We start from the raw sequence: 20,410 nt of genomic DNA on the forward strand, positions 1-20,410 counted from the left end.
TCAACATACAGCGGCGGGTGAATTATCGTTTTCACTCGCTGTTTCTATTATGTAATTCCCTTAGACTTCTTCCAGTGCCTTATTCTAGTCCTTGCATTTTTATAAGGTGAAGAGGTATTAAACTGTATCATTTTTCCTTTTGTCGATTTTCCATACCAAGCTATTTGATATAATTCCGTATTCGAATTATTTTCGATAATTTCTAGAATCTCTACAAAAACCTTATCTAATTTTTCGAGCAGTTCCAAATACTGGAGATGCTCATAATCCAAATAAAATTTATTAGCTAATTTGCCTAATTCATTCCACTTATAATCAGTTTCGGGAAAATCAACCTGTTTATTATTTTTCATTTTTCTATCCCACTTCAAGACAAGTTCTCCCCAGCCAATTAAGTAAGACACCAGGTTACAAACACTCATATTGGTGTCTTTTGCATGTCCTTCAAGCTCTTTAGTTTTAGTTGATTTCAATGGGATATCTTCTAAATCTTTTTTCAATTTAGAATAGGTTGTTTTGATATCGTCTATTAACTCTCTCTTATTTGTTGGAACTGCCATAAAGATTCAACTATAATAAACTTCAGTTTGATTATGAACTAAAATTAGTATCTTCATTTTAAAAATCTCGATGATGAGGATACTTTTTTCATTTATAGCTTTCAGTATATTTCAGCTTGTAAATGCACAATTTTTGGCAGGCTTGGAAGGCTCTTGGGAGCTTATTTCAAAAAATAAAATTCCTACTGAACTAACTACAGTTAGAATTTATCAAGATGGTTTTTTTGCTGAAGGAACCAAAGAAGGTGATTATGAATTTAAAAGTGCTAGGGGCGGATTTTATAAAACAGGTGAATCTTTATATTCCGAAAAATATGAATTTGACTCGGAAGATTCTCTAAAAGTTGGTGTTACTGAAAAGTACGATATTGATATTAAAGAAGATACTCTAAAAATGTGGAATGATGGTTTCTCACAAACCTGGCTTAAGATTAGTGATTTTCAGGACGATCTTTCTGGAGTTTGGATCATAACAGGTCGCGAGCGAGATGGCGCAATGCAAAGACGTGAAATTGGAGATCGTAAAACGATCAAGATACTTAACGGAACTCGCTTTCAATGGATAGCATACAACTCGGCCACAGGAGAATTTTTTGCCACAGGCGGTGGAACGTATTCCGCCAGCTATGGGAAATATATCGAAAATATCGAATTTTTCTCTAAAGACGATTTTCGCGTCGGCGCCAGCTTAACTTTCGATTATCAGCTCATGAATAACGAATGGAATCATCGCGGCAAGAGCTCTAGTGGCGATCCTATTTACGAAATTTGGTCTCCTTACAAAGCTAGTGAAATCATTCAGGATTAATTATCGGGTTAAAATAGCTTCTTCAGGCAAATAAAAGATTCCAACTGGATTTTCGGTAAGATTGAAGTGCAATAGATCATCTTCTACATAATATTGCATTCTTATTTTTCCTATTGATTTTTCGTAACTGCTCTCTATTGTACCGGCATAATTATCTTCAGCAATCTTCACCATAGTGATAGAAAAAGTGTCCTTTTCACTATTACAGTCAATACGATTGCCGTTATCAAAAACAGCACAATGCCTGCCACGATATTCTTTGTCATTTACTTTTTCTAATTCCACTTCAAAATTCTGAGTGCCATCTGGTGAGTTCCATAGCCAAACACCTTCAAGATCTTGAGCATTCATAAAATGAATACCAAAAAGCAGTAAAATAAAGCAAATAGTAAATTTCATTTTCTTGTTTTTAGGACGCAGCTAAGTTAATTATCTAACACTTATTTTGATGTTATCAATATCATAAGTTGTGGTTCGAGAAGGATCTCTACCGCGATACCGGAAGGCGATATAAACTTCTGCATCAAAACACGAAAGATCTATTTTAGAATTTCTAAATACGGTAGCATTTTGATTAGAAGGTCCCATTGGAATATTGGCTTCCAATAAGTTCCAATTTGCATCTTTCACATCTCCACTAAAATCATCACTTACGTAAACTTGTAAAATGGTACCGTTATCGTAAGATGCCCTAATATCAAAAGATAACACCTCATTTTGCGTCTGAGAAAGATCGATTGGTGGTGTAACCAGCCAGGCTTCCAAAGGATTTTCTCCTGTGTCGTATCCCGAGATTCGAATCGTTCGATTTCCGTTAGAAGTGGCATCAACAAATCGTTCTTCGCCACCGGTTAAGTTAATATTTGTCCATCCTAAAGGATCCAACTTATTCTCATTGGTGATCTCAGCAAAGTTTTCTTCAAAAAAAATCCTCTCACCTTCTTCAGTATTCTTTCCGCAGCTAAAAAATTTGGGGTCACAGCGCTCATTTCCAAAAGAAAGATCTTCAGTAGAATTCACCTGAACTACATAAAAGTCATCATAAAAATCACGTCCTAAAACGCCCAATATCGTACCCGAGCTTTCCGGTAAATTTATCGACTTAAAATCGGCATACGTGCTGGTGCTTAATAAAGCAGTGTCGTCGCTTCCGCATTGTTCGATCTGCCGCAAACCATCAAATTGATCGTAAGTTTCTGCAGCAAAGGTGCTGTTGGTTTGCGTGAATAGATTTCGGTTAAACTGAATATTATCCAACTCCACGTAAGTGCATAAAAATGCAGCTGAAAAATCACCAATATCGATTTGCTGCGGAATAATTTCTTCTACAATTTCTGAACGAACTAAATATTCGTCGATTTCTGAAGGCGTTATAGGATCAAGATCTCCCCTATTTTGCTTTCCTAGCTGAATTAAACCACTATTTTTTGAAATACTTAATCCGTTTAGTTTCACAAAAACTTTTCTTCCGAAGTTATAACGTTGATAAAGGGCATTTTCATCAATTAAAATTTGGATCCCCGCTTCCGGATTTTCAGGGCTATCCTGAAGGATCAATTCATTATAAAAATTACCCGCTCGATCTGAAGAAATCACATAGCCTTCAAAATATTGATCGCCCGAAAATGTAAAAATATCACCAGTTTCTTCATCATAGTTATTCTTTACCGCTCTTAGGCTAATTTCCTTACCTTCTATATTTACATTTGCCGGAACCTGAGTTTGTGGCACGTCATAATCATCTGTCGTCACACAACTGATTACAATAAGAATTAAAAGGAGTAAAAATTTCTTCATTTTTAAAACCGAACATATAGATTAGCAAAATAAGTAGTGCCGTAACCGTACCAGTAACGATTGCCAAATACAGGCGTTTCGCGCTCACGGTCTTCCTGCAAGCTGATAAAGTTGGCATTTCTGGATTGTTCGTAACCACCGGTTTTGTAAAGCTGATCCAAAATATTATTCAGGCTAATAAAAAGGCCCACATAATAATCTCCCAATTTCCAGGATTTGCCTCCAATAGCATTCAGCAAAAAGTAATCGCCTAAATTCTCTTGTTTTAAATACGCTCTAGCAAGTTGCGCATCATAATTTTCAAGCGGTAGTCCATCTGTATCGGTAGCGAAATTTGAAGTTCGCAACAAAGGACTCACATTAATAAATGCATTTGCAAAATAGTTTACCGTAACACCAAACCACCAATAATCGGGATCGCGATATTCAAAACCTATTTGTGCTGCATGCTGTGGCCCGTTGGCAAGACGATAATGTTTTAAGCGAGTTTCCCCATAATTCACATTGCCGGCAAAACTATTGCTGGTTAGATACAAATTGGGATTATTGGAAAAAATAAATTGTCCAAGCGCTAAGGCCGACTTTAATTTAATCGTAGAAGTTACCTGCGCTTCAGCACCAAATTCGATTCCCACATGCTGTTTTTCGGCATCATATAAAATCTCCTGAACAAATGCAGTAGTGGTATTTCTGCCAAGGCCCGAAAGTCCGTCAACATAGTAAAAAGAAACATCGGTTACATTTCGAAATTGAGTGAAATATCCACTAATTTTTAAGTTGAAATTTGGCGAGCGATAACGATACGTCACATCTGCGCTATAAATTTGTTCACTATCCAGATCTTGAACTACCGTATTATTTTGCCGCGGATTCGCAAAACTATTTTGAAGCGTTGGAGAATTAGTAGCAAAAAACAGATTAGAAGAAACCGAATGACGCCCTGTGAAATGATAAGTTAGTCCAGATTTTAAACCAAAATCCATAAAATGTAATGCTGAACTTTTTCCTAAAGAATTATCGGGAAAAAGTCCGTTTTGATAATTGCCAACTCGATCATAGTTTGTTGAACTAACCTTTGCTGAGAGGTAAGTTTCGATATTTTTAGTTATAAATTGAAGCTGAGAAAAAGCTTCTAATTTTGTCGAATTTAGATCATAGTTATATTTATAAGTCTCCCCTTCACCCACCAATCGATTTGGATTTTGAAGATCACTTTGAGCTACCTCTTCCAGCGTAAAATCATTTGTTGGCGCAGCGAAAAAATCGATATCCAGAAAACGATTTCCACCAAAAAGATCATCGATTTTTGCATAATTATGGCTTTGTAAATGCTGAAAATTAATTCCACCATTCAGCTTAAAATCTGAATTTATTTTATGATCGAAAGTGGAATTTAAAAAAATCGAGCGATCATCATTACGGTCTTCGGTTAAGGCGTAGACGGCATTATTTCCTGCATTGGTTTCAGCAATATTGGCTTCATAGATCGCATCCCAGTTTAATTGGCCATTTTCTCGAAATGCATTCGCACTTCGATATGCGGCTTCGTAATTTTCACTTCCTTTAAATCGTAAAAAATAACTTGGTAAATTTTGATAATAGGCGGGATCTGGGTTTTGGCCGCCGCCATCGTAAGACACCTGATCGTTAAACCGAATTAAATTTGTACCTCCATAATCGATCCGGGTATTTCCAATATTTCCAAACTGGTAGGCGAGATTTGTAACTATCTGAGTATTTTCTGAGAGTTCCCAAAAGTGATTCAGCATCAAAATAGGCTCTTCTACGCGCCGTTGACGGGAATTTCTAATTTCATTTCCCTGATATCCCCAGTAACTATTATATTTTCTTCCTTTTAGTTCAAAAACTTCATCTGTAATCGCCGCCGATTTTCCACGAATATTAGGCGTATAAATTGCTGCAAAGTTTAAACTATGAGCTTCATCTATCTTTTTTTCTACGGAAAGAAAAGCTGATTTTGCGTTGTACGAGGTTCCTTCCATATAGCCCTCATCAGCAAATCTGCCGGAAAGCGAAATAGTATAAAACCAATCATTTTTTAATTCACCCGAGCTATACGTCGCCATAATCCTGGATCGGTAACTTCTATTGGCAGCCGATAAAGTAAGCCGTCCTCCTTTCGAGAATTTTGAGGCACGCATTACAAAATTTGTAGATCCTGCCAAACTTCCGAAGTTATTATCCACAGGACTCACCGCAAAATTAAAATCCTGATTTCGCTGCGTGTCATTTAACCCGCCCCAATTACTCCACTGCGGTCTACCATTGCTGATTTTATTTAGTGGAACTCCATTGATCATCACCAAGCCATACTGGCTATCATAGCCACGCGGTTTAAAATATGTCTGGCTAAAATCGTAAGCTGCAGCATTTAAAAAAGCATCTTTTCCAGCATTCAAAATAGAAGAAAAACCGGCATCAATTTGGTCATCGTCAAGCTCGTTTTCGCTAAGGTTAACACTTCCTAATTGCGCTTGCTGCTCGGTAAAATCTGGAGTAAGCGTAATCGCACCTAAATCTAAACTTGTTCGATTTATAAGAATAGGAAAGCGCAATGTTTTAAAACCAAATTTTGAAATATTTAGAATATAGTTTCCCATTTCCAAATCATTATAGTTTAAATTGAATTCTCCGCTAGCAGTGCTTCGTACTTCTAAAAATTGATTTTCTAAACGAATCGTAACGCCACCAATTACATCTTGGGAATGAACGTGAATTATTTTGCCTGAAATTTTTATTTCTTGAGCCTGAATAAAACCAGCAAAAAATACAATCGTCCAAACAAAAACAGCACTACGCATTGAAAAACAATTACTTATATTCGTTAAATTAGTAAATTATACACTAAACCGTATTTATTATTTTTATTATAGTATAATTTTAACATTGATTTCATATAGCTTATGAGATTGAAAATGAACCCAATACACTATACACTTCTCTTTTTCTTCGGAAATTTGGTTGCTCAAGATCAGGCTGCTTATGAAGTTTTGACCGTAGCATTTTATAACACTGAGAACCTTTTTGATACTGAAAACGACAATTTTACATTTGATGACGATCGTACACCTGAAGGTAAAGACGTGTGGACTAAAACAAAATATCAGCTAAAATTAAATAATATTGGCCGGGTTCTTTCTGAAATCGGAACAGAACTCTCTGGCAGCAGTCCAGAAATTATTGGCTTATGCGAAATCGAAAATTATGGCGTACTCGAAGATCTATTGAATACCGAGGAATTACAAAACCGGAATTATAAAGTTATTCATTTTGATTCCCCAGATCGCCGTGGTATTGATAATGCACTACTCTATAACAAAGATGTATTTACGCCAAAAACATCAAAAGCTATTGCTGTTTTTATTCAGAACAATGAGGGAAAAAGAATTTATACCAGGGATATCTTAGTTACTACAGGAAGTATTGAAGCTGAGAATTTTGCATTTTTAGTAAATCACTGGCCTTCCAGAAGTGGTGGGGAAAAAGCGAGCCGAAATTATAGAAAATCGGCTGCATTAACGAATCGAAGAATTTGCGATTCGCTTTGGGCCATCGATCCTTCATTCAAAATTGCAAATATGGGAGATTTTAATGATGATCCTAAAAATGAAAATGTGAAGGATCTGCTGAAAACTTCAGAAAAGGCTAATCAATTTCAGTTTTATAATCCCATGCTCAAAATGTATAAAAGAGGCTTAGGAAGTTTAGCCTATCGTGATAATTGGAATTTATTCGATCAAATTTTAGTTTCAGGTGCTATGACCACTAAAAATTATGAGCAATTTCAATACTATAGAGCCGGAATTTTCAAAAAAGATTATTTGATTACTTCAAGCGGGCAGTATAAAGACTACCCTTTCCGAAGTTATGGCTATAATGGCTATTTAGGTGGGTTTAGCGATCATTTTCCTGTATATCTACACCTCATTAAAAAGAAAAATCCTCACTGAAAGCGAGGATTTTTAATAGTTATAGACTATATTTCTTTACGACAACCAAGCATTCCAAGGAATTCTTGAAAGAAGTACCAATAAAGCAATCGTATAAAATATCGCTAAAGTTTTAAATTTTGGCGTAGAGGTTAGCTTCTTCTTGTGTTTAGAATATCCTACGGTGATTAAAACAATAGCAATAATCATCATAAGTGGATGTTCCATATTATACAATCTAAGTGTATCATCAGCCATTACTCCGCTCATCCCAACTTCGCCCCACATTTTAAAATATGGTGCTGTAAAATAAAGTACAATCCCAATAAGTAACTGAATATGGGAAACAATAAGCGTAAATAGCGAAATTCTAAAATTGCCGGCACTATATTCTTTACCAGAAACCCAACCAATAATGGCGCTAACAGCTGCTACGGTTAGCATAATTACAACTAGATAAGCCCAGTATGAATGTATAAATTGAACAGTTTGGTACATGATTATCTTTTTTACAAAAGTAGGCTATTCCCATCGATTTTCCGCATCTTCACCTCCCCAAATAAGAGTTGCAAGATATGGATTATCTATAAATGGATTACGATTACCCTGCGCAGCTTCGATTACATTATTTCTTTGCATCTCGAATTCTGAAACAGGATCTTCTCTATTCCATTTAAGGAAAAGATCTAAGTTTCCTACTTGGTCAAAACTTAAGCTATAATGTACATTTAAATAAAGTATCATACGCGCTACATCACCTTTCCACTCATCCCCAGGATAAAAAGAATTTGTACCTATAAGCTTATATTCGCCACTTCCTTCTGCATATGGATAATTAGAACGTAAGGAGTTTACTTCTTTATCGGCAGCGCGTAAATGATGCAAATCCCCTCTTATATTCTCTTCTCTGTCAAAAAGAGATTGCGGGTAAGTATGCTCTGTATTGAATGTCTGAGGCTTATGAGAATTGTTACCTGACTCATACTCTCTAGCATCACGGCTCTCGCCGCTATAATATAAAATTACATTCTCAGCGTTATCTAAATCTGCATCTGCAGAATATAAATAATCATGACGCTCTCCGTAACTTAAATACGTGGTGTGCTTATCTTCTGTAAGATTGTGCAAAACAGCATAAGTATAATCTTCATCCTTTGCAAATGTAACATCTTCATAATACGATTCTAGATCAGCAGGAATATTGAATTCTACAACTTCAGCATCTCCCAATATAGGACCGTCAACAGGCTTTTTCTCTACTAGTACAGTTACTGTAGTTTCAGATTTATTAGCAGGGATTTCTGCATCGTATAAAGTATACTCAAATTTATCTTCTCCTGTAAAATTTTCTGCAGGAGTATAAACAAAAGAACCGTCTCTATTATCAATAATCTCACCACCTTCTTCTGATTCATCATCTATTGCTCCTACGCGACCAAATTCAAAAATTTCATCGTTAGCTAATAAATCTTTAATAATAAGAGATTCATTTTCAAACACGGTATAACTATCTGGCTTGGCAACAGGTAGCTCAACTTCAGAACCTGTATCTACCGAATCATCTGTTAGGTTAATATCATCATCACTGCTACAACCTGAAATAACTAAAGAAAGCGCTAAATTGAACGCAACAGCTAATCTTAATATGGTTTTATTTTGTTTCATTATATATAATTTTATTTAAGAAATTTTCAATAGGAGAAAAAAACCTCCAACAAAATATGTAGGAGGTTTATATTTTAAAATTCAAGTTATATTACTCTTGTTTAGTCCAAGTTCCATCTTCAGCTTTAACCAAGTTCAATGTCTCTGATGGGCCAGGATAAGAATTATAGGTAACGATATATTTTTGACCTGCTTCAGCATCTGCAGCGATGGAATTAAGTAAAAATGACATCACTTCTACCATCATCTCATCAGTCCAGCTATTACTGGATCCTTGTCTATTGAAATTACCATAGTTTTCTAGGTTATCAGCTTGTGCTTCGTACTTAGTTTTAAATTCTTCAGCAATAGCATCGTAATCTGCATCAGTCAATTGATACCTTACAATAACTTCTCCTATCCACTCTTCTCCATTGAAAGAAAACTGATATGAACTTTTTACATCCTCGATATCTTCTGGATCTGAAGGCAAAATAGAAAACCCTCCATCTTTGAATATAAAATTGGCATATACAGGAGCTGTTGAGCCTCCATTATAATAATCATATGTTAACGCAACTTGATCTCCAGGTTCTGCATATGGATACATTTTATTTAAATAGATACCTAACTTATAGGCCGCTTCATCTTCATCGTCAAAATTGGGATAGCTTTGCCCCATAGCAGTATAATCGGCTCTTTCTAAAGTTAGAGCTTCATCCCAATCAGAATCAATAAAAGCATAAGCCTTTGTAATCACTTCTGTAGCCTCTGAAGCATTAGCATCTACTTCAAAACCATTAGATGTTTTAATTAGCGATTTACTTTGGTTACCTGAAGAACCATCATATGTTTTATAGGTTACGGTATATTTTTCACCATCAGGCGCTGAAGGATAAACATCTGTCATAACAATGTTTAATGCTTCAAGAATCATAGCATCACTCCAGTAAGTATCTCTATCTGATCTTAAATCAAAATTTTTAAAATTGGCTGCATTTCCAGCAGGGTCAGGATATTTTGAAGCCAGTTCATCTCCAAGTAAAATAAAATCATCCTCTTTAAGTATATACTCATTTTGAGTAGCTTTAGTTGTGTATGTTAAAACAACGTAATCACCTTCTTTTGCTTCTGGATATTTATTAGACAGAAAAGACTGTACATCATTAAGATCTGCAAAATATTTATCACCTGTATAATCAGAATTCACTGCAGTATATTCAGTTACTCGATAAGCAGTACCACCACTCACATTAAAGGAAACAGTTGCAGAAGAATTCTTGGTTAATGTAGGATACTTTTTCGATAATAGATTAGGAATTAGCGCTATTGCTTCATCAACACTATTGAAATTTTTTGTTTCCTCTAAACCGAGCATTTCATAATCTTCGTCTGTAAGCTCGATCTCTAAGATTGCTTCATTTACAAAAGAGGTGTCGATATCATCATAAATATCGTCCATAGGATCACAACCAACCGATAAAAGAGTGGTTAAGCCTACTATTAGAGTGAAAAATTTTTTCATTTCTATATTTTTATCTTTTATGTTTAAAATTTAAGGTTAAAGCTTACACTGTAAGTTCTTCCTGCTCCAAAATATACTAGAGCATTTTGAGCGCCATTTCCTTGATCATTCGCATCAGACACATATTCTGTATTCAAAGCATTATTAATTCTTCCAATTAATGATGCATTAAAAGGGCCAAAATCAAAAGCATGTTTTATTCCTAAGTCGAACAATCCGTATTCTGGTGCTTTCCATGTTTGTATTCCTTCAGCATCAGGATCATCTCTATCCTCAACGTAATAATCTGCATACATATTTCCTGCATAATTATAATCTACGAAAAGTGTAGATTTAGGGGCGAAATCGTAACTAGCACCTAAAGCAAAAGTAGTTTGAGCTGCATTACCTACTTTTAAATCTTTCGAGTAAACAAAAATGTTACCAGTTACATTTCCATCCTCATCTTGTTTTACGCCTTCAACATTATTTTGCCATTCCCAATCCCCAAGAGAAAGCATTCCGTTAACTTTGAATTTATCAGTAATGTTGTAAGATGCTTCTAACTCTATCCCTTGGTGAACGGCATCCACACCTTGAAGGTTATAAAATAACCTAGTATTTTGATCATCTGGATTAGAATATGATCCCGCTACCGCTTTGTCCATATAATTTGTTCTATATAAGTTTAAAGCTACTTTTAAGTTAGGTAATCTAAACCCATATCCTAACTCGGCACTAAATATTTTCTCGTTTACAGCATCTGTATTAGCTTCTGTAGAACCTGTAGCATTTAGAAAAACATTAGTAAGAAAAGGCGCTCTAGTAAAGTAGCCTACATTAGCAAATACATTTTGGTTATCAGTGAAATTATAATTTGCTCCACCTTTTACACCATATTCAGTAAAATATACGTGATCTGAATTTTTCTTTTCAATATCTTTAAGATTGTTTTCTAAACTATATACTGTTCTAGAAACGTTTGCAGAAGCAAAAACATTTAAATTATCTAACACATCATACTCTAGCTGACCAAATACACCACCTCGAATTACTTGTCCATCATAATCTTTCCCGAAAGTATCTCCTACCTGCAATGCTTGTCCTTCGTTTAAATCGTTCGATCTATCATTCATCCAGTAGCTGCCTCCTAATAAATCGGTAATTTCGTACCAGTGAGATCCTATATAGTACCTTGCATCTAAACCTCCTGAAATAGTTAATTTATCTGTCGTTCTGTTTTTAAAAGTAGAAAGAATCCCATACCATTCATGGCTGTTTTTTGAAGCATAAATCATATCTGATGAACCTGCACCCATAGATCCTCGCTCAATATTTTCATCAACAATTTGATCAAAATCTATTGGCTGATCAAATCCTCCTAACCTATAATCGTCTGCTCCAATTTTATCACCATCTGTTCTACGACCTCCTCCAGATCCAAAAGAAGCATATAAAGCGGTAGAAATATTCGTTTTATCATTAACCGTCCAGTAATGATTTAAAGAAATTTGTGGTTTATGATAAAAATTATAAGCTGAGTTATAAACTTCTCCGTTTTTATATCCCCAATCTGCATTAAACCTTCTAGGTCCTGCTTCTGATCTTTTATAGTCTTCAATTGTAAACCTTGTATAACGTTGGCCGTGTTCTTGTTGTGCACCAAATGCGTTGAAAGAAAGAAGATGATTTTCGTTTATCTGCTGAGATAAATTAACAAAGTAATTATATCCACTAAATTCAAGACCGTTAACATAACCATCTCCTGAAATTTTTGATGCTGAAACAGTAGCAGCAAAACCTTTTTCAGAAAGACCAGTAGAATAAGTCATTCCATATTTTAAATAACCATTATTCCCAATAGAAGACATGATTTTTCCACCTTCTATAGCATCAATACTTTTAGTAACAATATTAATTGTACCACCTACAGAAGGCACTGCTACTTTAGCAGCTCCCAAACCTCTCTGTACCTGCATTGTAGAAGTTACATCTCCTAAACCTGCCCAGTTACTCCAATATACCGCCCCGTTCTCCATATCATTAACAGGAACGCCATTAATCATCACGGCAACATTTTCAGAGTTAAATCCTCGAATATTAACTCGACCATCTCCGTATCCGCCACCTTGTTTGGTAGCATAAATACCAGGAGTTGTCTTCAAAATCTCCGGAAATTCCTGAGTACCCAACTTTAGTGCTATTTCTTCAGACTTAACTGTAGAAACTGCAACTGGAGTTTTACGATCTATTGCTAAAGAGTAAGCTGTTACTAAAACTTCATCTAAAGCACCTTCGTCCATTTCTAGTTGAATAGTTCCTAAATCTTTTTCTTCACTGTTGTTCAAAGTAAAATTAAGAGATTTAGAAGCGAAACCAACGTAGGAAAGATTAAGTATTCCTTGATTTTCTTCTACTTTAATTTCGAATAAACCGTCGAAATCGGTAGTAACTCCAATCGATGTTCCTTTCACAATTACGTTTACACCAGGCAGTGGGGTATCTGTCTCACCGTCAACAACCTTACCTGTTAAAACTCCTTGAGCTTGCGCAAAAGCGGTAAGCATCATGAATGCTACAAATAATAGATTTGTAATTTTTTTCATTGCACTATGTTTGATTTGATTTTAGATCGCCGCAAAAGAAATTAATTAAACGATCTTCAATGTTAACACAGTGTTAACAAATAAGAATGTAATCCCAACAAACCCAATTATTATAAATAAAAAAAATCTCGCCAGAAATGAGAGTTTTCAATATCTTAAAAGATAATTTTATATAAATACAGGCTAGATTTTTTAAAAATCCATATCAAAAAAATAATCTTATAAATATTTATAAAGCTTTAAAAATTAGTTTTTAAGCTAATTTTCTCTTCTGTTTTGCAAAAAAGGATGCTTAACACATCATAGCAATCATCACAACTAGATGCTCCAAATTGCATAATATACAACTCAATATGATGAAAAATATTTCAATAATAAATTTCTAATTTTTAAAGCACTCTATTTGCAGAATTTTAATGTAAGTAAATAGGTGCTAATATTAAAAGGTATCACGAACAAAGCTAAGTAAGAATGTGCAGTTTGAGTAATTTACTCCTTAATTTTTGACAAGTTTCAAATCAATTGATTGAATAATTATAGATTTTAATAAACAAAAAACCCCTCCATAATGGAGGGGTTTTTTGTTTATTATAAATACTAATTAGAAACTAAATCTAGCACTTAAACTCCATTGGCGATCAAATCCCCAATATCCTCGATTAGACGTATTAATTCCTTTATAAGTAGTACTTCCATCAGTAACAGGTCTATTTGTTGCTAAACTTGTTAAATAAACTTCATTAAATAAGTTGTCTATACTTCCTCTAAAAGTTAAAGATTTTCTACCTCCAAGATCTATTTCGTAAGATGCTCCTATACGAGTAATATCGTAAGAAGGTAATTTTACAACTTCGTTACCTTCTTCTGTAAAGCTTACAGGGTCTATACCTGCATAAAGATCTGCATAGTAAAACCAATCTGCATTAACAGACAGATTATCTAAAATATTATATTGAAGACCTAAGTTAATAGAAGTTTGAGGTGCATCTCCAATTTTTTGTCCATCTACATAAGAAGTGATTGCAGAATAACCTTCTACTGGCGAAAGATCTTCCTGTAAAAATAAACTTTGACGTGTATTATCTGAATACTCCCAGTTACCTAAAGAAACGAAACCAGTAAAAGTAAGAGCGTCAATTGGTCTGGCTCTAAAATCTAATTCTACCCCATAATGGGTTTGCTCGATACCTGAAAAGTTAGCGAAATAATCTTCGTCTATACCATCATTATCCAAATCTAGTCGAGTAGAATTGGTATCTACACGATTTGCCCACTTAGTGAAATATGCATTTAAATTAACGCTTAGGAAACTATTATTAAATCCATACCCCAATTCAATTCCTGTAATATCCTCATTCTCTGCTAATGGGTTTAGATCGTTTTTATAATTTAAAAATAAATTATCATGGAAAGGCTGACGAGAATAATGACCTGCGTTAACAAACACATTATGATTCTCGTTAATATTAAAGTTTAATCCAGCTTTTATATTATAACCTGTATTTTTAATATATGCTGATTCTTGATCATCTGGCAATAAATAATTAAAATAATCAAAACGCTGGTGATGTTGCGTAGAAAGTGCACCCTGAACAAATGCAGAAAATACGTCAGTTTTATATTCTACTTGACCAAAACCTCCTAAATAACTTATTTTTTCCGAATAACCATAATCTATTCTTTGATCTGCTCTGGCAGTTTCAAAAGTTGGATCAAATAAATTTACATCATAATGTTCAAAAGCAATTTGCCCGTTTGGAATCGCATCCATTTTGTTGTTATACCATCCGTCTAACCCAAGATAATCAACTACTTGTCTATAATGTTTCCCTTGATAATAACGTCCATCAACACCTATGTTAAATTCTAGATTTTCATTAATCTGATGATTAAAGTTAGAAACTATACCACTCCAGAAATGATTATTCACAGACGCTCTTGTAATATATCCATTATCACCATCAATATCTGGATTATTACCAATTATATAATCTGATCCGTTAATACTTGTAGGAGTTAAACCTCTATTATTAGCAATAATTTCATCGAAATTAATTTGCCCATTATCATTAGTTTTATTGCTATAGTAACCCAAAGGACCTGTTCCTCCTCCACGACCAACAGAAGCATAAGCAACGGTTGACAATTGAGAATCACTAGACATATCCCAATCCCAGTTTAAGTTCACAACTGGTTTATGATAAAAATTAGTTCTTTCATTATAAGCTGAACCATTTCTATAACCCCAATTACTATTATAATCTCTACCATATTCTAATGCATCAGCAAGACTATTTTGGTAAGCTTGATCATGAGTTTGTGGTGCTCCAGTAAATAAAAGGTTGAAGGCATGCTCATCTGAAGGTTTATAACCCACTGAAAAGAAATATGTTAAACCTTTACCTTCAGTATTTTCATAAAAGTTACCATCTCCTTGCCAGTAAGAAAGCATATAAGTAGAAGACCAACCTAAATCGTTACTTCCTGTAGAATAATATGCAGTAGATTTGGTATAATTTCCATTAGCTATATCTTGTTGCACATATCCTTTCTCGGTATTGTTATAAGACTGCGTTACAATATTTATTGTTCCCCCTACAGAAGAAATTGCTAGCTTTGAAGCTCCAAGTCCTCTTTGAACCTGAATGGCATTAGCAATATCTCTTACACCTTGCCAGTTAGACCAGTACATGTTACCATCTTCCATTCCATTAATTGGCTGACCGTTTAATAATACAGCAGTATTACTTTGATCAAAACCACGTACTCTAACCTCTGAATCACCATAACCACCACCAGAAGTGTTGGCATAAACAGAAGGCATACTTCTTAACAACGTTGGGAATTCTTCGTTACCGGCTCTTGCCTGAATATCTTTAGAAGTTACAGTACTTACTGCTACAGGAGTTTGTCTACCAATAGCAACATCAATTACTCCAGATCCTATTACTACTACTTCCGATAAAGCATCAGCATCAGAAGCAAGCATAATATTTCCAAGATCCTGAGTTCCACCGCTAAGATCGAACTTGATATCTTTTCTTTCGAATCCAACGAATGTTACTCTTACTGTTCCAGAAGCTTTTGCAGATTCTAAAGAAAAGTTTCCATCAAAATCTGTAGTGGTACCAGTGTTAGTACCAACAATCATAACATTTGCACCGGGAAGCGGCGCATTCATTTCAGCGTCCATTACCGTACCGGTAATAGTTCCCTGAGCAAAAATTCCTACTGTAAAAAACAGCATTAATAAGGTAATTAATTTCCTCATGTGTAAAATTTGTTTGATTTGATTTTAGTTCAACGCAAAAGAAGTTATAATTCAAAAACCTGAGTTTAACGTAATGTTAAGGATTTGGATTTAACATCATTATGCGTGTCAAAACTAAAACATTTTTAAAACCCACTGAAACTGAGGGGCTAAAACTTTTAGTAGCGAGATCACTTTTGGTGTATTTTTATTCTATCTAAAATTTTAGATTCATATTAATGATATTTTATATATTTTCACGCTATATTTTTAGAGTTTACTAAGATTTGCTAGTATGTTGATAAGCTTGCCATAATTTGATTGCCATAAAAAAAAAGCACCCTTATAAAAGAGTGCTTTTTGTCAAGTACTTTATAAACGTTTATCTATTTCGCTAGGAAAACCTTTAACAGATTACTTGTAGAAGAATCATGATTTTCGATTTCTTTGCTGTCTATATCTTTTAGAATATTACTAGCTAATTGCTTACCTAATTCTACTCCCCATTGATCGTAACTAAAAATGTTCCAAATGATACCCTGCACAAAAATCTTGTGCTCGTACATCGCTACGAGTTTACCCAGACTTTCTGGAGTAAGCTTATCGATAAGGAAAGAAGTTGTTGGTTTATCTCCATCAAATAATTTAAATGGAAGCAATTCTTTAATTTCTTCTTCGCTCATTCCTTTAGAAGTAAGTTCAGCGCTAACTTCTTCTTCAGTTTTCCCTTGAAGTAAAGCTTCGGTCTGTGCAAAGAAGTTTGCCATCAGTTTTTTGTGATGATCTTTATCATCAAACAAAGATATCTTATAGCCAATAAAATCGGCTGGGATTAATTTGGTACCCTGATGAATTAACTGAAAAAAGGCATGCTGAGAATTTGTTCCCGGCTCCCCCCAAATTATTGAACCTGTTTGATAATCTACTTTATCACCATTACGATCGGTACTTTTACCGTTACTTTCCATAACCGCCTGTTGCAGATACGCTGGTAATCGGTGCAAATATTGTGAGTAAGGAATTACTGCTTCACTTTCTGCCTTATAAAAATTGTTATACCATACACTTAAAAGACCAGCAAGCACAGGTATGTTGTTTTCGAATTCAGTTTCTTTAAAATGCTCATCCATTTTTTGAGCTCCGCTTAACATCGCATCAAAATTAGGATATCCGATAGCTAAACTTATCGATAATCCAACCGCACTCCATAAAGAGAAACGACCACCAACCCAATCCCACATTGGGAAAATATTATTCTCGTCGATTCCGAATTCTTTTACTTTGGCCACGTTACTGGAAACCGCGATAAAATGTTTAGAAACCTCCTCTTCTGGAGCTGTTTTCATAAACCAGTTTCTAATCGTAGTTGCATTGGTTAAGGTTTCCTGGGTGGTAAATGATTTAGAAACAATAACAAACAACGTAGTTTCTGGATTAAGATCCTTTATAGTTTCATGTACGTGATCACCATCAACATTCGAAACAAAATGTACATTTAAGTGATTTTTATAAAACTCTAAGGCTTCCGTAACCATTACTGGTCCTAGATCTGAACCACCAATACCAATATTTACAACATCAGTAAAGCTCTTTCCGGTAAATCCTTTTCTGATGCCCTGAATAACTTCCGAAGAAAAAGCTTTAATTTTTGCCTTAACTTCTTCAACTTCATTCATTACATTTTCGCCATCAACTTTAACCTCAGCATTTTTAGAAGCGCGCAATGCGGTATGCAATACTGGTCTTCCCTCTGTTTGGTTTATCGACTCTCCTCCAAAATAAGCATTCATCGCTTCTTTAAGTCCGCATTCTTCAGCAAGATCAATAAGAAGTGATTTGGTTTCTTCTGTAATTTTATTTTTACTGAAATCTACATAAAAATCGCTCCACTTTACAGTGAATTTTGAAGCTCTATCCTGATCTTTCTCAAATAAGGATTTTAAAGAATGGTCTTTAGTCTCTGCATAGTGAGACGCTAATTTTTTCCAGGCTTGTGTTGTAGTTGGATTAATGTTTTTCATTTTTCTGGTTTTTTGGTATCAGACGATTATATCCTAAAATAATAATTCTAACCGCCAGAAACGTTTTTTAGATCTTTTTATAAGAGATATTATCTAATTCTTCTTTAAGCGGTGCTATAAAAGCGAAATATTCATCTTTCTTCTCACCTTCAATTTTCTTAGCCGTTGGTAAATTTTGGCGATAAGGATCTACCTGTTTTCCATTTACCCAAAATCGATAACACACATGTGGCCCGGTAGCAAGCCCTGTGCTTCCTACAAAACCAATAACGTCGCCCTGTTTTACGGCCTGTCCTTTTCTTACATTTCGCTTGCTCATATGCAAATATTGAGTGGTGTATTTTTTATTGTGACGTACTTTTACATAATTTCCGTTTCCAGAGGTGTAACTTGAAGCGATTACTGTACCGTCTGCAGTGGTTTTTATTGGCGTTCCAGTTGGTGCCGCGTAATCTGTACCCAAATGTGCTTTCCATCTTTTTTGAACCGGATGAAATCTTCGTCTTTGGTATCTAGAAGAAATTCTACTATAATTTAAAGGTGCTTTTAGAAAAAAGCTTTGCAAAGCTTTAGCTTCTTCATCATAAAAACTTGCTTGCCCGGTTACCGAATCGGTCTCATAATTAAACGCATAAAATGGTCTGCCCGAATGTTTAAAAACAGCTGCATCTACACTTTCTACACCGGCGAAAATCGTATCGTCGATATATTTTTCATTATAGATCATTTTAAATTGATCTCCTTTTTGAAGTTTAAAGAAATCAATACTCCACTGGTAAATATCAGATAATTGATATACCAAAAGATTACTTAATCCCTGGGCTTGCATTGCTTCAGATAAAGAAGACGTTACCACTCCAGAAACTTCTCTTCTTTTTATTGAAACAGGCTTTTTAGCACTAAATGCTGAAATGCTATCACCAATATTTACAACCGTATAATCGATTTTATTATTCTGATATATAAAATGAAGTGGCGTATGCGCCGAATCTTTAGCTTTTAAAATAAGATATTTTTTACCAGCAGTTATTCGGGCAGGGTTAAAAGTATCCTTAACGGTCTGCGAAATTTCAAAAACCTTCCCACGATCGACACCGTGACGATCCAGAATAAATCCAAAATTATCACCTCGCTCTATGGTATCTACAACCACGTCGAAATCGTCCAGAACAAAGCCATATTCTTTAACGACCGGCTTGGGTGCTGGTTTTTTAGTTTCTGCTATAGCTTGCTCTTTTTTGTCTTCTTTACATCCTGCAAAAATTAACAATAGCAGGAATAAAAAACTAAATTTCTTCAATTCTTGTTCTTATTTTTCAGTATTAAACATGTGGTTTATCCAATCTTTACCCCATTCATTATGCTCATCTTCACTCCACAATTCAGGAAAAAATGATATTTTTTGAAATCCCGGTGGTAAAAATTCTTTCCAATTTGTTCCTCCGGTTGCCTTAACCGTTTTTTTCCCTTTATCTAAATATCTATGAGCAGCACCAATATGCATAAGCAACCAGTTAACGTTTACACTGGTATCAAAAGTACGTAAAGCTTTAATTAAATTTTGATTGTTTTTATCAGTTGGCGCTAAGTTCTGATAGCAATCGTAAAGCGTATTACCTTTAACCTCATTCGCAATTCTTAAAAATCGGGGCGTATATCTTTTTTCGAACTGCTTTAAGGTTAAGGTCTTCTCACCGGTTTTAAGGTCTATACCTCCTTTTTTCCAGTAAATATTATCGAATAATTCTTCTACGGAATTATCTAAATTGAACTGTTTTCTAATTTTATATTCTACCAGATTTTGAACCGGAGTCGCATAAAATTCAATCATCCTGAATTGCGCCGACTGAAAACCGCTTGCCGGTAACAAAGCCATCCTGAATTTTAAAAACTGTTCACGCTCCATTCCTTTAATCATTACATCAAAAGAATTGATAAGCACTCTAAAATAACGATTCATCCTATTTAGCTTTTCCACAAAATATGTGGCGGTCAAATTAGGATTTTCGATTACCTGCTTTTGCTCGTGGATAATCAGCTTAAAATATAATTCGGTTATTTGATGATAGGTAATAAAAATTTCTTCATCGGGAAAATGAGTTGCCGGTTTTTGCAAGCTCAAAAGTGTATCCAGATTTATATAATCCCAGTATGTTAGATAACGATCGTAAAGCAGACCGTCTAAATAAGAACCCATATCCTGACCAGAATTTTTGAATTTCTCTTCAAGTAATTCTATTCTTTCGGCTATTTCGGGTTTAATTTCCATG

At 34.8% G+C, this 20,410-nt stretch carries 14 protein-coding genes; 2 read left to right on the top strand and 12 right to left on the bottom strand.

The genetic code is table 11. From position 1 onward, the window contains the following. Nucleotides 1-47: 47 nt before the first annotated feature. The gene (locus tag PBT91_RS16730; protein ID WP_270059599.1) at nt 48-560 is read right to left on the bottom strand and encodes a ClbS/DfsB family four-helix bundle protein; all 513 of its coding nucleotides are present in this window, start codon (nt 558-560) and stop codon (nt 48-50) included. A 70-nt stretch (nt 561-630) separates the two neighbouring features. Between PBT91_RS16730 and PBT91_RS16735 the strand changes: the two genes are divergently transcribed. Beyond that, the gene (locus PBT91_RS16735) at nt 631-1,368 is read left to right on the top strand and encodes a hypothetical protein (RefSeq protein WP_270059600.1); all 738 of its coding nucleotides are present in this window, start codon (nt 631-633) and stop codon (nt 1,366-1,368) included. Here PBT91_RS16735 and PBT91_RS16740 read toward each other — a convergent pair whose 3' ends face one another. The 3 genes from PBT91_RS16740 to PBT91_RS16750 are packed head-to-tail and all read right to left on the bottom strand — an operon-like array spanning nt 1,369 to nt 5,987. After that, complete coding sequence (locus PBT91_RS16740; protein WP_270059601.1) at nt 1,369-1,767, bottom strand: hypothetical protein; 399 nt, start codon at nt 1,765-1,767, stop codon at nt 1,369-1,371. A gap of 30 nt (nt 1,768-1,797) precedes the next feature. Beyond that, nucleotides 1,798-3,165: a DUF5689 domain-containing protein gene (locus tag PBT91_RS16745; RefSeq protein WP_270059602.1), complete on the bottom strand. Its 1,368-nt coding sequence runs from the start codon at nt 3,163-3,165 to the stop codon at nt 1,798-1,800. A gap of 2 nt (nt 3,166-3,167) precedes the next feature. Further along, on the bottom strand, nt 3,168-5,987 hold the full coding sequence (locus PBT91_RS16750; RefSeq protein ID WP_270059603.1) for a TonB-dependent receptor: 2,820 nt from the start codon (nt 5,985-5,987) through the stop codon (nt 3,168-3,170). 114 nt (nt 5,988-6,101) lie between these two features. Here PBT91_RS16750 and PBT91_RS16755 point away from each other — a divergent pair, with 114 nt between their 5' ends. Next, entirely contained in the window at nt 6,102-7,136 is a 1,035-nt protein-coding gene (locus PBT91_RS16755) for an endonuclease/exonuclease/phosphatase family protein (protein WP_270059604.1), read from the top strand. Nucleotides 7,137-7,172: 36 nt separating this feature from the next. Here PBT91_RS16755 and PBT91_RS16760 read toward each other — a convergent pair whose 3' ends face one another. From PBT91_RS16760 to PBT91_RS16795, 8 genes are all read right to left on the bottom strand, one after another. After that, on the bottom strand, nt 7,173-7,613 hold the full coding sequence (locus PBT91_RS16760; RefSeq protein WP_270059605.1) for a hypothetical protein: 441 nt from the start codon (nt 7,611-7,613) through the stop codon (nt 7,173-7,175). A gap of 24 nt (nt 7,614-7,637) precedes the next feature. After that, on the bottom strand, nt 7,638-8,780 hold the full coding sequence (locus PBT91_RS16765) for an endonuclease (RefSeq protein WP_270059606.1): 1,143 nt from the start codon (nt 8,778-8,780) through the stop codon (nt 7,638-7,640). 91 nt (nt 8,781-8,871) lie between these two features. Then, nucleotides 8,872-10,284 carry a hypothetical protein gene (locus tag PBT91_RS16770; protein WP_270059607.1) on the bottom strand — a complete coding sequence of 471 codons (1,413 nt, stop codon included), beginning with the start codon at nt 10,282-10,284 and terminating at the stop codon, nt 8,872-8,874. A 23-nt stretch (nt 10,285-10,307) separates the two neighbouring features. Continuing rightward, nucleotides 10,308-12,869 carry a TonB-dependent receptor gene (locus PBT91_RS16775; protein ID WP_270059608.1) on the bottom strand — a complete coding sequence of 854 codons (2,562 nt, stop codon included), beginning with the start codon at nt 12,867-12,869 and terminating at the stop codon, nt 10,308-10,310. Between the two features lie 601 nt (nt 12,870-13,470). After that, nucleotides 13,471-16,140, bottom strand: a complete 2,670-nt coding sequence (locus tag PBT91_RS16780) for a TonB-dependent receptor (RefSeq protein WP_270059609.1) — start codon at nt 16,138-16,140, stop codon at nt 13,471-13,473. A gap of 365 nt (nt 16,141-16,505) precedes the next feature. After that, nucleotides 16,506-18,140 carry a glucose-6-phosphate isomerase gene (pgi, locus tag PBT91_RS16785; RefSeq protein ID WP_270059610.1) on the bottom strand — a complete coding sequence of 545 codons (1,635 nt, stop codon included), beginning with the start codon at nt 18,138-18,140 and terminating at the stop codon, nt 16,506-16,508. 67 nt (nt 18,141-18,207) lie between these two features. After that, nucleotides 18,208-19,440, bottom strand: a complete 1,233-nt coding sequence (locus PBT91_RS16790; RefSeq protein WP_270059611.1) for a peptidoglycan DD-metalloendopeptidase family protein — start codon at nt 19,438-19,440, stop codon at nt 18,208-18,210. A 9-nt stretch (nt 19,441-19,449) separates the two neighbouring features. Beyond that, on the bottom strand, nt 19,450-20,409 hold the full coding sequence (locus tag PBT91_RS16795; protein WP_270059612.1) for a tryptophan 2,3-dioxygenase family protein: 960 nt from the start codon (nt 20,407-20,409) through the stop codon (nt 19,450-19,452). Nucleotide 20,410 lies beyond the last annotated feature (1 nt).

It is taken from the genome of Zunongwangia sp. HGR-M22 (assembly GCF_027594425.1).
Lineage (GTDB): Bacteria > Bacteroidota > Bacteroidia > Flavobacteriales > Flavobacteriaceae > Zunongwangia.